Raw genomic sequence first — 13,401 nt, forward strand, 5'->3', positions numbered from 1 at the left:
GAGGCAGAATTCGGACAATCGGCCAGAGAGTAGTCACACCGGTGGTGATCTTGCTCGCAACCAGGCGAAACATCCCTCGATCCGGCGTACGGTGGCAGGACTCCCACCCGATGTCTTTCTGAGGAAGTTCTGTGCCCTCGGCCAGCCGCCGTCCCGTGTCCCCGACCAAGACCCGACCGACCTCGACCCGCGGCTCGCAGACGCAGCGCACCGCCGCGCGCATCCGGTACACCGTGCCCCGGTTCCTGCCGCACCGCCGCACCCCGGCCCCCGCCCTCCCCGGCGCCCAGCAGAGTTCGTTGCGGGCGGCGCTGCGGGTGCGCAACTTCCGGCTGTACGTCATCTCCCAGGTGCTGACCAACACCTTCGGCTGGGCGGCCCGGGTGGCGCAGGACTGGCTGGTGCTGACCCTGACCGGGTCCGCGGCGATGGTCGGCCTCACCGTCTCCCTCCAGCTGCTCCCGGTGCTGGCGCTCGGGCTGGTCGGCGGCGTGCTGGCGGACCGCTTCCCGCGTCGACGACTGCTGATGGTCACCCAGACCGTGTTCGGCCTGTCGGCGCTCGCCATCGGTGTGCTGGTGCTGACCGGCCACGTCCAGGCCTGGCACGTGCTGCTCGGCGCGTTCGTCGGTGGGCTCGCGACCGCCTTCGACAACCCGGCCCGGCAGGCGTTCGTGCACGAGGTCGCCGGTCCCGCCCACCTGCGGCAGGCGATCAGCATCAACTCCGCGGTGTTCCAGCTCGGCGCCCTGCTCGGCCCGGCGGTCGCCGGTGTGCTGATCAAGCTGGTCGGCCAGGGCTGGACCTTCGAGCTGAACGCCGTGGCCTGTCTGATCGCGGTCGGCCTGCTGATCGCGATGCGGCCGGCCGAGCTGACCGCCACCCCCGCCGTGCCGCGCGCCAAGGGTCAGCTGCGCGAGGGCCTGGCCTACGCCCGCACCAGTCCCCGGATCATGTGGGCCACCGTCCTGCTCGGCTTCGTGTCCGTCACCGGGGTGAACATGGCCACCGTGCTCGCCGCCTGGGCGGACGGGGTCTTCGACTCGGATGCCGGTGGCTACGCGCTGCTGAACTCGATGCTCGCGGTCGGCGCACTGACCGGTGCGCTGCTGGCGGGTCGCCGCAAGGGTGGTCGGCTGCTGAACCTGGTGCTGCTGGCCGGCGCGATCGGCACCATCCAGCTGATCGCCGCCGCCGCGCCGTCCCGCCCGGTGTTCGTCGTCGCCCTGATCGGGATGGGCCTGTGCACCATCCTCTACCTGACCAGCTCGAACACCCTGGTGCAGACCACGGTGGCCCCACACCTGCGCGGCCGGGTGATGGCGCTGTACATCCTGACCGGCCTGGGCGCGCAGGGGATCTCCGGCACCCTGATCGGCTGGGTGTGCGAGCACCTGGGTCCGCGGGTCGGCATGATCGCAGCCGGGACCGGACCGCTGCTCGGCGCCGTCGTGGTCGGCCTGGTGCTGGCCCGTCGCTCGGACTGGGACATCCGCACCCTGCGCCCGGCCGCGGTGACCACCGGACCGGTGAACACCGCCCCCGAGTCCCAGGACGCCCGCCTGCCGGAGTGAGGACGAACCGCCCCGGCCCGTCTGGAAAGATGAGCACCATGACCGACCAGAAGATCCCCGAGTCCCGTCCCCTCACCGGTGTGCGAGCCAGCCGCGAGGTACCGGACCGGGTATCGCTGGACGGTGTCGAGGAGCGCTGGAACGGCGCCTGGACCGAGCAGGGCACCTACGCCTTCGACCGGACCGCGACCCGCGAGCAGGTCTACTCGATCGACACCCCGCCGCCGACCGTCTCCGGTTCGCTGCACGTCGGTCACGTCTTCAGCTACACCCACACCGACGTCGTGGCCCGCTACCGCCGGATGCGCGGCGCCGAGGTGTTCTACCCGATGGGCTGGGACGACAACGGCCTGCCGACCGAGCGCCGGGTGCAGAACTACTTCGGCGTGCGCTGCGACCCGTCGCTGCCCTACGACCCGGACTTCACTCCCCCGCACGTGGGTGGTGAGGGCAAGAGCGTCAAGGCCGCCGACCAGGTGCCGATCAGCCGGAAGAACTTCGTCGAGCTGTGCGAGCGGCTGACCGTCGAGGACGAGCAGCAGTTCGAGGCGCTGTGGCGCCGGCTGGGCCTGTCGGTGGACTGGACCCGCACGTACCAGACCATCTCCGGTGAGGCCCGCGCCGTCGCCCAGCAGGCGTTCCTGCGCAACCTCGCCCGCGGTGAGGCGTACCAGGCCGAGGCCCCCGGACTCTGGGACGTCACGTTCCAGACCGCCGTCGCCCAGGCCGAGCTGGAGGCCCGCGACTACCCGGGTGCGTTCCACAAGGTGAACTTCCATCGTGCCGACGGTGCCGAGGGAATCGTGCAGATCGAGACCACCCGTCCCGAGCTGCTGCCCGCCTGCGTCGCCCTGATCGCCCACCCGGACGACGAGCGCTACCAGCACCTGTTCGGGACCACCGTCGCCTCCCCGCTGTTCGGCGTCGAGGTGCCGGTGCTGGCCCACCGGGCCGCCGAGCCGGACAAGGGCGCGGGCATCGCGATGTGCTGCACCTTCGGCGATCTGACCGATGTGCAGTGGTGGCGCGAGCTGAACCTGCCCACCCGCTCGGTGATCGGCCGCGACGGCCGCCTGCTGCGCGAGGTGCCGGAGTGGATCACCGACGAGGCGGGCCGTGCGCTGTACGCCGAGCTGGCCGGGAAGACCACCTTCTCCGCCCGCGAGCTGGTCGTGACTGGGCTGCGCGAGTCCGGCGACCTGGACGGCGAGCCGCAGACCACCCAGCGCAAGGCGAACTTCTTCGAGAAGGGCGACAAGCCGCTGGAGATCGTCACCAGCCGGCAGTGGTACATCCGCAACGGTGGCCGCGACGCCGATCTGCGCGAGGAGCTCCTCGCCCGGGGCGGCGAGCTGGGCTTCCACCCGGACTTCATGCGGGTGCGCTACCAGAACTGGGTCGGCGGCCTGAACGGTGACTGGCTGATCTCCCGCCAGCGGTTCTTCGGCGTGCCGTTCCCGGTCTGGTACCCGGTGACCGCCGAGGGCGAGACCGATCACACCCGCCCGATCCTGCCGTCCGAGGACCAGCTGCCGATCGACCCGTCCTCCGACGTGCCGGACGGCTACACGGCCGACCAGCGCGGCGTGCCGGGTGGCTTCGTCGCCGACCCCGACATCATGGACACCTGGGCCACCAGCTCGCTCACCCCGCAGATCGCCGGTGGCTGGCGTTCCGACCCCGACCTGTTCTCCCGGGTGTTCCCGATGGACCTGCGTCCCCAGGGCCAGGACATCATCCGCACCTGGCTGTTCAGCACGGTGGTCCGCTCGCACCTGGAGTTCGGCACCCTGCCGTGGAAGGACGCCGCGATCAGCGGCTGGATCCTGGACCCGGACCGCAAGAAGATGTCCAAGTCCAAGGGCAATGTCGTCACCCCGATGGGCCTGCTCGAGGAGCACGGCTCGGACGCGGTCCGTTACTGGGCCGCCTCGGCCCGACTGGGCACCGACGCCGCCTTCGAGGTCGGCCAGATGAAGATCGGCCGCCGCCTGGCGATCAAGGTGCTCAACGCGTCGAAGTTCGCGCTGTCCTTCGGCGGCGCCGAGCAGGGGGCGGACGCCCTCGACCCGGCCCTGGTCACCGAGACCCTGGACCGGGCGATGCTCGCCGGGCTCGCCGACGTGGTCGACAAGGCCACCGCGGCACTGGAGTCCTACGACCACACCCGGGCGCTGGAGCTCACCGAGACGTTCTTCTGGACGTTCTGCGACGACTACCTGGAGCTGGTCAAGGACCGTGCCTACGGCGCCGGTGCCGAGTCGTCCGAGGTGACCGCCGAGACCGCCTCCGCGCGGGCGGCCCTGGGCCTGGCGCTGGACGTGCTGCTGCGGCTGTTCGCCCCGGTGCTGCCGTTCGCCACCGAGGAGGTCTGGTCCTGGTGGCGCGAGGGCACGGTGCACCGCGCACCCTGGCCGACCTCCGAGGGCCTGCGCACCGCCGCCGGTGACGCCGACCCGGCCGTGGTCGCCGCCGCCGGTGCCGGACTGGCGGCCCTGCGCAAGGTGAAGTCCGAGGCCAAGCTGTCCATGCGCGCCGAGATCACCTCCGCCACCCTGGAGGTGCCGACCGCCCTGCTCCCCGGCGTCACCGTCGCCCTCGGCGACATCCGCGCCGCCGGCCGCGCCACCGGCACCCTGGACCTGGTGGAGGTCGCCGACACGGCGGATGCCACCGTGGTCGCGAAGGACGCCGAGCTGCTGCCGCCGGAGCCGAAGCAGAAGCCGACCGCCTGACCGCTGGTTCACAGATGCACCCACCTAGGCCTATGTGGGTATGCTGACCTCGGTTGCACGAGCTGAAACAGGCTCGAGAGCGCCGACTCGAGAAGCCCACACTTCGGTGTGGGCTTCTGCGTTGCCGCGACGCTTCATACTGAGGTGCATGCAACTCGCGTACATCGACGAGGTCGGAGAGACCGGCGCGTTCGTCGGCCACGATGATCGTCGGTACAACACGAGTGCCGCTTTCGGATACGCAGGCTTCGTCATCCCGGCAGAATCCGCGCGCAGGTTCGGCGCGATCTTCCAACGGGAGAAGCGCACGCTCTTCCGGCGCGAGATCGAGGCCGCCGAGCATCCGGGTCGGTGGGAGCGCAAGGGGGCTGAGGTGTTCCGACCCCAGACCTGGGAGCGCTACCCGGAGCAGATTCGGGTGTTCAACGGACTGGCCCGGCGCCTGCGCGACCTGGATGGCCGCCTGTTCTACTACGCCGACGAGAAGCCGCTCGGCACCCCACGTCAGACCGCCCTCGATCCCCCGGCTCGCGAGACGGCGGCGATGCGCGAGACGCTGAACCGGTTGGCCCGCAACGCCGATGGACAACACAAGAACCTGATGGTCCTGATCGATCAGATCAACGAGCGCACCCGCTCGGAACGGCTGCCGGTGATGTACAGCCACATCCTCGGCCGGGCCGAGGACCACCCTGAGATGCGCCGGATCATCGAGCCACCGATGCACGTCGACAGCGTGCTCAGCGCGAACATCCAGTTCGCCGACTGGGTAGCAGCCTGCGTGTCCCGCGCCATCGACTACCAGCTGGTCGTCGACTCACGCCAGCGCTGGGTCGTCGACCCGCGGGCGTTCCCGACGATGCACTCCGCCTTCACGCATGAGTCGAAGCTGCACCTGTGGCAGCGCGCCGTGGCCGACCTCAACAACAGCGACATCTTCGACCGCGCCCGTCGCGTGCACCCGTCGGCCCGCGGGCATCTGGTCGGCGCGGGCATCGACCCCGCGGTGGCTCGGCGGATCAAGGCAGCAGCCGAGCGGGCCAGGCAGAAGCCGACCGCCTGAGTCGCAGCACTGGCCGGACGGGCCCGTCACCCTCATCGTGGGGTGGCGGGCCCGTCGTCGTTCGGCAGCTCATCCCGGTTTATGCATATCTATCGTCACACCTGTATGGTTTTCCAGTTCCTGACGCTCTGAGGAGATCCCATGCGCACCCGCACCGCCCTGCTGCCCCTCGCCGCCAGCGCGGCCCTGCTGCTCGCCGCCTGTTCCAGCGGTGACGACACCGCCGCCGGTGACGCCACCGGTGGGGTCGAGCTGGTGAACTCCGGGCAGCTGACCATGTGCACCAACCCGCCGTTCGAGCCGTTCGAGTACGAGGACGGTGGCGAGATCACCGGCCTCGATCCGGCCATCGTGGGCGAGGTCGCCAAGGACCTCGGCGTCGAGCTGAACGTGAAGTCGACCCCGTTCGAGGGCCTGCAGTCCGGCGCGGACCTGGAGACCGGCAACTGCGACATCGTGGCCTCGGGCATCTCGATCACGCCGGAGCGCCAGGAGAAGTTCGACTTCTCCGACCCGTACTTCGACGCCGACCTGGGCCTGCTGGTCGCCGAGGGCTCGGACATCGACTCCGAGGAGGCGCTGGAGGGCAAGAAGATCGCCGTGCAGCAGGCCACCACCGGTGACGACTGGGTGCAGGAGAAGGGCCTGAACGCGGTCCAGTTCGAGGACCTCGGCCTGCAGATCCAGGCGCTGAAGACCGGCCAGGTCGACGCGGTGGTGAACGACATCGCGGTGCTGGGCCCGTACATCGCGGACGGCTTCGAGGTGACGGCGACCTTCACCACCGGCGACCAGTACGGCTTCGGCGTGAAGAAGGGCAACACCGCCCTGCTGGACCAGGTGAACGCGACCCTGGAGCGCATCCACTCCGACGGCACCTACGACGAGCTGTACACCGAGTTCATCGGCACCGCCCCGGCCGACGCGTCGACCGCCGAGCCGAGCCCCTCGGACAGCTGAGCATGACCACCACCGACTCCCTGCCCGACCTCGGCGCCCGCGGCACCAGTCCGCGGCGTCGGGCCCGGCGCGCACGGATCGCGCAGTACGCGGTGCTGGCGGTGGCCGTCGTCGCCCTGGCACTGGTGATCGACTGGTCGCGGGTCGGGCAGAACTTCTTCAACCGGGACGCGGTCGAGCAGATCGCCCCGCTCATCCCGCGCGCGTTCCTGAACACGGTGATCTACACCCTGTGCGGCTTCGCGGTCGGGCTCACCCTGGGCACGTTGCTGGCGTTGATGAAGCTGTCGTCGGTGCGGCTGTACCGCTGGATTGCCACGGTCTACATCGAGTTCTTCCGCGGCATCCCGGCGCTGCTGGTGGTGATCTCCTTCGGGTACGCGGTGCCGATCGCCTTCGGTGTGTCCATCGGCTCGGTGACCACCAAGGCGGCGCTGGCCCTCGGCATGGTGTCGGCCGCGTACATCGCGGAGACCCTGCGGGCCGGGTTGCAGGCGGTGCCGAAGGGGCAGGTCGAGGCGGCGCGGTCGCTCGGCATGTCGCACGGACGCACCCTGGTCCAGGTGGTCATCCCGCAGGCGTTCAAGATCGTGCTGCCCCCGATGACCAACGAGTTCATCCTGCTGACCAAGGACACCTCACTCGTGTTCCTGCTCGGTCTGACGGCCAGCCAGTACGACCTGACCAAGATCGGCCGCGACGCGCTGAACAACGCCACCGGTGGCCTGACGCCGCTGTTCCTGATCGGCGCCTGCTACCTGCTGATCACCCTGCCGCTGGGCCAGCTCGCCCGGTACCTGGAGCGTCGAGGCGTGAGGAGCCGCTGATGTCCGTCGTCCGGATCAAGGATCTGCACAAGTCGTTCGGCGACCGCGAGGTGCTCACCGGCATCGACCTGGAGGTGGCCCAGGGCGAGGTGGTCTGCGTGGTCGGGCCCTCCGGCTCCGGCAAGTCGACCCTGCTGCGCTGCGTGAACCTGCTGGAACAGCCCACCGCCGGCCGGATCGACGTCCTGGGCGTGGACGTCACCGACCCGGACGTGGACATCGACCGGGTGCGCACCCACGTCGGCATGGTCTTCCAGCAGTTCAACCTGTTCGCGCACCGCACCGTGCTGGACAACTGCACGATGGCCCAGCGCCAGGTGCTCAAGCGGTCGAAGGACGAGGCGGAGCGGATCGCCCGGGAGAACCTGGCCCGGGTGGGTCTGGCCGACCGGGCCGAGGCGATGCCCGCCCAGCTGTCGGGCGGCCAGCAGCAGCGGGTGGCCATCGCCCGGGCGCTGTCGATGGACCCGCAGCTGATGCTCTTCGACGAGCCGACCTCCGCGCTGGACCCGGAGCTGGTCGGCGACGTGCTGGCGGTGATGCGCGATCTGGCCGACGCCGGGATGACCATGATCGTGGTCACCCACGAGATGGCCTTCGCCCGCGACGTCGGCGACCGGGTGGTGTTCATGGACGGTGGCGTCGTGGTCGAGGAGGGTCCGGCGGACCAGGTGATCGGTGCGCCGCGCGAGGCCCGCACCCAGGCCTTCCTGCAGCGGGTCCTGGACCCGACCCACGCCGCGGGTCGGTGACGGCCGATAGCATCGGTGGCCGACCTTTCGACCTGCGATCTGGAGCACCGATGCGCGAGTTCAGCGCCGAGACCCCCGTCCCGCACGACCCGCGCCTGAATGTGCCCGGCCTGCTGCTCGGCCGCCTGGCCCGTGACCCGCACGGGGTGCTGATCGAGCGCAACACCGGCCTGGGCGGCTCCTGGCAGCCGGTCACCGTGCGCGGCTTCGTGCACGAGGTCACCGCACTGGCCAAGGGCCTGGTCGCGCAGGGGCTCCAGCCGGGCGAGCGGGTCGCGATCATGTCCCGCACCCGCTACGAGTGGACGCTGACCGACTTCGCCGTCTGGTTCGCCGGGGGTGTCGGGGTCCCGGTCTACGAGACCTCCTCCGCGCAGCAGGTGCAGTGGATCCTGGCGAACTCCGGGGCGAAGCTCGCGGTGGTCGAGTCCGCGGCGCACGCCGCGCTGGTCGAGCAGGTCCGGGCCGAGGTGCCCGAGCTGGGCGAGGTCTTCGTGATCGACGACGACGCCATCGGGCGGCTGATCCACCAGGGCACCGGGGTGGCCGACGCGGAGATCGAGCGCCGTCGGGCGCTGGCGTCCGCCGACGACGTGGCCACGATCATCTACACCTCCGGCACCACCGGGCGGCCGAAGGGCGTGGAGCTGTCCCACGGCAACTTCGTCGACAACATCCGCAACGGGGTGGCCCGCCTGGGCGAGGTGGTCGCCAAGCCCGGTGACCGCACCCTGCTGTTCCTGCCGCTGGCGCACGTCTTCGCCCGGTTCATCCAGATGATCGGCATCGAGTCCGGTGCCGTGCTGGGCCATGCGCCGAGCACCCGGACCCTGCTCGCCGACTTCGCCTCGTTCCGGCCGACCTTCATCCTCGGCGTGCCGCGGGTGTTCGAGAAGGTCTACAACTCGGCCGAACAGAAGGCGGGCTCCGGCTTCACGCTGAAGATGTTCCGGTGGGCCGCGAAGGTGTCGATCACCTACTCCCGGGCGCTGGACACCGCTGCCGGTCCGTCGGCGCAGCTCAAGGCCGCCTATGCCGTGGCCAGCGCGCTGGTGCTGCGCAAGCTGCGCGCGGCGATGGGCGGCTCGCTGAAGTACGCGATCTCCGGTGGCGCGCCGCTGGGCGAGCGGCTGGGTCACTACTACCGGGGCATGGGTGTGGTGATCCTGGAGGGTTACGGCCTGACCGAGACCACCGCCCCGAGCGCGGTGAACACCCCCGAGCTGATCAAGATCGGCACCGTCGGCCCGGCCTACCCCGGCACGACGCTGCGGGTGGACGACCAGGGCCTGATCTGGGCGAAGGGTCCGCACGTCTTCCGCGGCTACCACGACAACCCGGAGGCCACCGCCGAGGCGCTGCAGGACGGCTGGTTCGCGACCGGCGACCTCGGGTCACTCGACGACGACGGTTACCTGCGGATCACCGGCCGCGCCAAGGAGATCATCGTCACCGCCGGCGGCAAGAACGTCGCCCCCGCGGTGCTGGAGGACCGGTTCCGCGGCCACCCGCTGGTGTCCCAGGTCGTGGTGGTCGGCGACGGCAAGCCGTTCATCGGTGCGCTGGTCACCCTCGACCAGGAGATGCTGCCCGGGTGGTTGTCCATGCACGGACTGCCGCCGATGGACGTGCGGACCGCCGCCCGGCATCCGGAGGTGCTCGCGGCGCTGGATCGGGCGGCCGAGCGGGCCAACGAGGCGGTCTCCCGTGCGGAGGCGATCAAGAAGATCCGCGTGCTGACCTCGGACTTCACCGAGGAGAACGGCTACCTCACCCCCTCGTTGAAGGTGAAGCGCGCCCTGGTGCTGCAGGACTTCGCCGCCGAGGTCGAGGCGCTCTACACCGACACCCGCACCGCCGAGGAGAAGGCGGCCGGCGGCTCGCACTGACGCTCATCTGACGGCCGGTGGTTCCTCAACGGGTCGAGCAGCGCTACAGTTCCCGCGGTTAGGTAAGGCATACCTTGGGAGCAACGCGTGATCGCGAACGTCTTGATCGGCCTGCGCGAGGGCCTGGAAGCATCACTGGTGGTCGGCATCCTGCTGGCCTACCTGGTGCGCACCGGTCGACGTGACCTGGTGCCGATGCTCTGGGCCGGGGTCGGCACCGCCGTCGTCGTCTCGCTCGGCTTCGGCGCCGTACTCACCTTCGGACCCAAGGGCCTGACCTTCGAGGCGCAGGAGGCGATCGGCGGCTCACTGTCGCTGGTCGCCGCCGGGCTGCTCACCTGGATGATCCTCTGGATGTCTCGCACCGCCCGGCACCTCAAGGCCGACCTGGAGGGCAAGCTCGACCAGGCGCTGATCGCCGGACGCCGTGCCGTCTTCGTGGTCGCGCTGCTCGCCGTCGGCCGTGAGGGCCTGGAGACGGCGCTGTTTCTGTGGGCCGGGGCGCAGGCGTCCGCCACCGTTGCCGGGCCGCTGATCGGCGCCCTGATCGGCATCGCGATCGCCGTGGTCCTCGGCTGGGCGGTGTACCGCGGGGCGGTGCGGCTCAACCTCGGGGTGTTCTTCTCCTGGACCGGCGCCCTGCTGGTCGTGGTCGCCGCCGGGGTCGTCGCCTACGGCGTGCACGACCTGCAGGAGGCCGGGATCCTGCCCGGCCTCGGCGCGATCGCCTACGACATCTCCGCGATCGTCCCGCCGTCCAGCTGGTACGGCACCCTGCTCGCCGGCCTGTTCACCTTCTCCCCCGCGCCCACCTGGCTGGAGGTCGGCGCCTGGTGCGCCTACCTGGTGCCGGTCGGCGTGCTGTACGTCCGTCAGGTCTGGGGCCCGGGCACCCGTCGCCCGGCCCCGACGCCGCGGGTCACCGCCCCCGCCGCCTGACACCCCCACCCACACCCGACTCCCGACCTCCGGAGCACCGATGACCCGTTCCACCCGCGCCGTCCTGCCCACCCTCGCCCTGGGCGCCCTCGTGCTGCCGCTGGCCGCCTGCGTGGACAACAACGCACCGGCGGATGCCACCGACGCGATCACCGTCGACTCCGCCGCCGACGCCTGCACCGTCTCCGCCACCGAGGCACCCTCGGGCAAGCTCACCTTCACCATCACCAACAGCGGTGACGACGTGACCGAGTTCTACCTGCTCGCCGACGACAAGCTGCGGGTGGTCTCCGAGCTGGAGAACATCGGCCCGGGCCTGACCCGCGACCTGGTGGTCCAGGTGCCCGCCGGCGACTACTACACCGCCTGCAAGCCCGGCATGATCGGCGACGGCATCACCGCCGCCTTCACCGTCACCGACTCCGGCGCCGACGTCGGCCCCACCGGTGCGGTCGCCGATCAGCTCGCGAAGGCCGAGACCGACTACGTGGCCTACGTCAAGGATCAGGTCGGCTCCCTGGTCACCGGCACCCAGCAGTTCGCCGACGCCTACACCGCCGGTGACGACGACACCGCACGGTCGCTGTACGCCAGCGTGCGCGCGCACTGGGAGCGGGTGGAGCCGGTGGCCGAGTCCTTCGGCGACCTGGACCCGCTGCTGGACGCCCGGGAGGCCGACCTGGCCGAGGGCGACGAGTGGAGCGGCTGGCACTTCATCGAGAAGGACCTCTGGCAGCCCGATGCCGCGGCCAACGGCGGTCAGGCGTACACCCCGCTGACCGCCGAGCAGCGCCAGGCGGCCGCCGCGCAGCTGGTCGAGCTCACCGCTGAGCTGGAGAGCCGGGTCACCGCCGACGACTTCAGCTTCCAGGCGTTCCAGATCTCCAACGGCGCCAAGGAGCTGCTGGACGAGGTCGCCACCGGCAAGGTCACCGGCGAGGAGGAGATCTGGTCGCACACCGACCTGTGGGACTTCCGCGCCAACCTGGACGGCGCCGAGGTCGGGCTGGGTGTGCTGCGCCCCGTCGCCGAGCAGGAGGACCCGGAGCTGGTGCAGCAGCTGGACGACCGGTTCGCCGCGCTGGACGAGCTGCTGGCCCAGTACGGGTCGATCGACGCCGGCTTCGTGTCCTACGACCAGCTGACCACCGACCAGGTGGCCGAGCTCGCGGCGGCGGTGGATGCCGTGAGCGAGCCGCTGTCCCACCTCACCGCGGTGATCACCGATGCCTCCTGAACAGCCCCCGCAGCGACCGACGCCTGACAGCCCCGAGCGACCGGAGCGCAGCGGACCCAGTCGCCGCGCCCTGCTGCTCGGCGGTGGGGCGGCCGGGCTGGTCGCGGCCGCCGCCGGTGGCGGGTTCTTCGCCGGGCGGGCCACCGCCCCGGACACCGCGACCGCCGCCGAGGCGCGCACCTACCCCTTCGCCGGGGCGCACCAGGCGGGCATCGTCACCCCGGCCCAGGACCGGATGTACCTGGCGGCCTTCGACCTGACCACGGACAGCGTCGAGGACCTGACGGCGCTGCTGCGCGCCTGGACCACGATGGCCGCCCGGTTGACCCAGGGCCTGTCCGCCGGGCCGCTCGGCTTCGCGCAGGGCAGCTACGACGCACCGCCGGACGACACCGGCGAGGCGGCCGATCTCCCCGCCGCCGGGCTGACCCTGACCATCGGCTTCGGCCGGTCGCTGTTCGTCGGGGCGGACGGGGCGACGGACCGCTTCGGCATCGCCGATCGCCTGCCCGGTGCCCTGGCGCCGTTGCCGCACTTCCCGGGTGACGACCTCGACCCGGCCCGATGCGACGGCGACCTGATCGTGCAGGCCTGCGCCGACGACCCACAGGTGGCGGTGCACGCGGTGCGCAACCTGTCCCGGGCCGCCTTCGGCACCGCGCGGCTGCGCTGGGCACAGCTCGGCTACGGCCGCACCTCCTCCACCTCCACCGCGCAGCAGACCCCGCGCAATCTGTTCGGTTTCAAGGACGGCACCGCCAACATCATGGCCGAGGACGCCGACGCGGTGGCCGAGCATGTCTGGGTCCAGGCCGCGGACGCCGAGGCCGACAGCACCGACTCCGCCTGGATGACCGGCGGCAGCTACCTGACCGGCCGCCGGATCCGGATGACCATCGAGACCTGGGACCGCTCGACCCTGCGGGAACAGGAACGGGTGGTCGGCCGCACCAAGGGCACTGGCGCCCCCCTCTCCGGCGGCGAGGAGTTCACCGAGCCGGACTTCAGCCGAGCCGGACGGGACGGCGCGAGCCTGATCGACCCGGACTCCCATGTGAAGCTCGCCCACCCGACCAGCAACGGCGGGATCCGGATGCTCCGCCGGGGCTACAACTTCACCGACGGGAACGACGCCCTGGGCCGACTGGACGCCGGGTTGTACTTCATCGCCTTCACCCGCGACCCGCGCACCCACTACGTGCCGATGCAGCAGGCCCTCGCCCAGCACGACCTGATGGCCGAGTACCTGGTGCACACCTCCTCGGCGCTGTTCGCGGTGCCGCCGGGCGTGTCCGCGATCGGCACCGACGGGTCACTGGTGGACGACGAGTACCTCGGGGCCGGACTCTTCGGCTGAACCCGGTCCGGAGGCCACCGCTGCGACCCGGCCACCCCGCACGGGACGCGCGAGATGGCCGGGTCTGG

At 70.9% G+C, this 13,401-nt stretch carries 10 protein-coding genes; all 10 read left to right on the forward strand.

What is annotated here, in order from left to right:
- Positions 1-155 precede the first annotated feature (155 nt).
- Positions 156-1,574 carry an MFS transporter gene (locus HGK68_RS10635; RefSeq protein WP_169165937.1) on the forward strand — a complete coding sequence of 473 codons (1,419 nt, stop codon included), beginning with the start codon at positions 156-158 and terminating at the stop codon, positions 1,572-1,574.
- Positions 1,575-1,612: 38 nt separating this feature from the next.
- Positions 1,613-4,309 carry a valine--tRNA ligase gene (gene valS, locus HGK68_RS10640; RefSeq protein ID WP_169165938.1) on the forward strand — a complete coding sequence of 899 codons (2,697 nt, stop codon included), beginning with the start codon at positions 1,613-1,615 and terminating at the stop codon, positions 4,307-4,309.
- A 148-nt stretch (positions 4,310-4,457) separates the two neighbouring features.
- On the forward strand, positions 4,458-5,372 hold the full coding sequence (locus tag HGK68_RS10645) for a DUF3800 domain-containing protein (protein ID WP_169165939.1): 915 nt from the start codon (positions 4,458-4,460) through the stop codon (positions 5,370-5,372).
- A gap of 141 nt (positions 5,373-5,513) precedes the next feature.
- Entirely contained in the window at positions 5,514-6,332 is an 819-nt protein-coding gene (locus tag HGK68_RS10650; protein ID WP_169165940.1) for a transporter substrate-binding domain-containing protein, read from the forward strand.
- Between the two features lie 2 nt (positions 6,333-6,334).
- Positions 6,335-7,159, forward strand: coding sequence for an amino acid ABC transporter permease (locus tag HGK68_RS10655; protein ID WP_169165941.1), 825 nt, complete (start codon positions 6,335-6,337; stop codon positions 7,157-7,159).
- The gene (locus HGK68_RS10660) at positions 7,159-7,911 is read left to right on the forward strand and encodes an amino acid ABC transporter ATP-binding protein (protein WP_169165942.1); all 753 of its coding nucleotides are present in this window, start codon (positions 7,159-7,161) and stop codon (positions 7,909-7,911) included. Before HGK68_RS10655 ends, HGK68_RS10660 begins: the two co-directional genes overlap by 1 nt.
- Before the next feature lie 50 nt (positions 7,912-7,961).
- Positions 7,962-9,800, forward strand: a complete 1,839-nt coding sequence (locus tag HGK68_RS10665) for an AMP-dependent synthetase/ligase (protein WP_169165943.1) — start codon at positions 7,962-7,964, stop codon at positions 9,798-9,800.
- 87 nt (positions 9,801-9,887) lie between these two features.
- Positions 9,888-10,739 (forward strand): iron uptake transporter permease EfeU, encoded by an 852-nt coding sequence (efeU, locus tag HGK68_RS10670; RefSeq protein ID WP_169165944.1) that lies wholly within the window; start codon positions 9,888-9,890, stop codon positions 10,737-10,739.
- A 40-nt stretch (positions 10,740-10,779) separates the two neighbouring features.
- Positions 10,780-11,976, forward strand: a complete 1,197-nt coding sequence (efeO, locus tag HGK68_RS10675; RefSeq protein WP_169165945.1) for an iron uptake system protein EfeO — start codon at positions 10,780-10,782, stop codon at positions 11,974-11,976.
- Positions 11,966-13,333: an iron uptake transporter deferrochelatase/peroxidase subunit gene (gene efeB / locus HGK68_RS10680; RefSeq protein WP_169165946.1), complete on the forward strand. Its 1,368-nt coding sequence runs from the start codon at positions 11,966-11,968 to the stop codon at positions 13,331-13,333. Before efeO ends, efeB begins: the two co-directional genes overlap by 11 nt.
- Positions 13,334-13,401 lie beyond the last annotated feature (68 nt).

Origin of the sequence: Cellulomonas taurus, assembly GCF_012931845.1 — a bacterium.
In the GTDB taxonomy this organism is placed as follows: domain Bacteria; phylum Actinomycetota; class Actinomycetes; order Actinomycetales; family Cellulomonadaceae; genus Cellulomonas; species Cellulomonas taurus.

Bases quoted from the DNA above. Each gene is read 5' to 3' on its own strand.
- HGK68_RS10660 (WP_169165942.1), top strand. From the start codon at position 7,159: ATGTCCGTCGTCCGGATCAAGGATCTGCACAAGTCGTTCGGCGACCGC.
- HGK68_RS10655 (WP_169165941.1), top strand. From the start codon at position 6,335: ATGACCACCACCGACTCCCTGCCCGACCTCGGCGCCCGCGGCACCAGT.
- efeB (WP_169165946.1), top strand. From the start codon at position 11,966: ATGCCTCCTGAACAGCCCCCGCAGCGACCGACGCCTGACAGCCCCGAG.
- HGK68_RS10665 (WP_169165943.1), top strand. From the start codon at position 7,962: ATGCGCGAGTTCAGCGCCGAGACCCCCGTCCCGCACGACCCGCGCCTG.
- valS (WP_169165938.1), top strand. From the start codon at position 1,613: ATGACCGACCAGAAGATCCCCGAGTCCCGTCCCCTCACCGGTGTGCGA.
- HGK68_RS10645 (WP_169165939.1), top strand. From the start codon at position 4,458: ATGCAACTCGCGTACATCGACGAGGTCGGAGAGACCGGCGCGTTCGTC.
- HGK68_RS10650 (WP_169165940.1), top strand. From the start codon at position 5,514: ATGCGCACCCGCACCGCCCTGCTGCCCCTCGCCGCCAGCGCGGCCCTG.
- efeO (WP_169165945.1), top strand. From the start codon at position 10,780: ATGACCCGTTCCACCCGCGCCGTCCTGCCCACCCTCGCCCTGGGCGCC.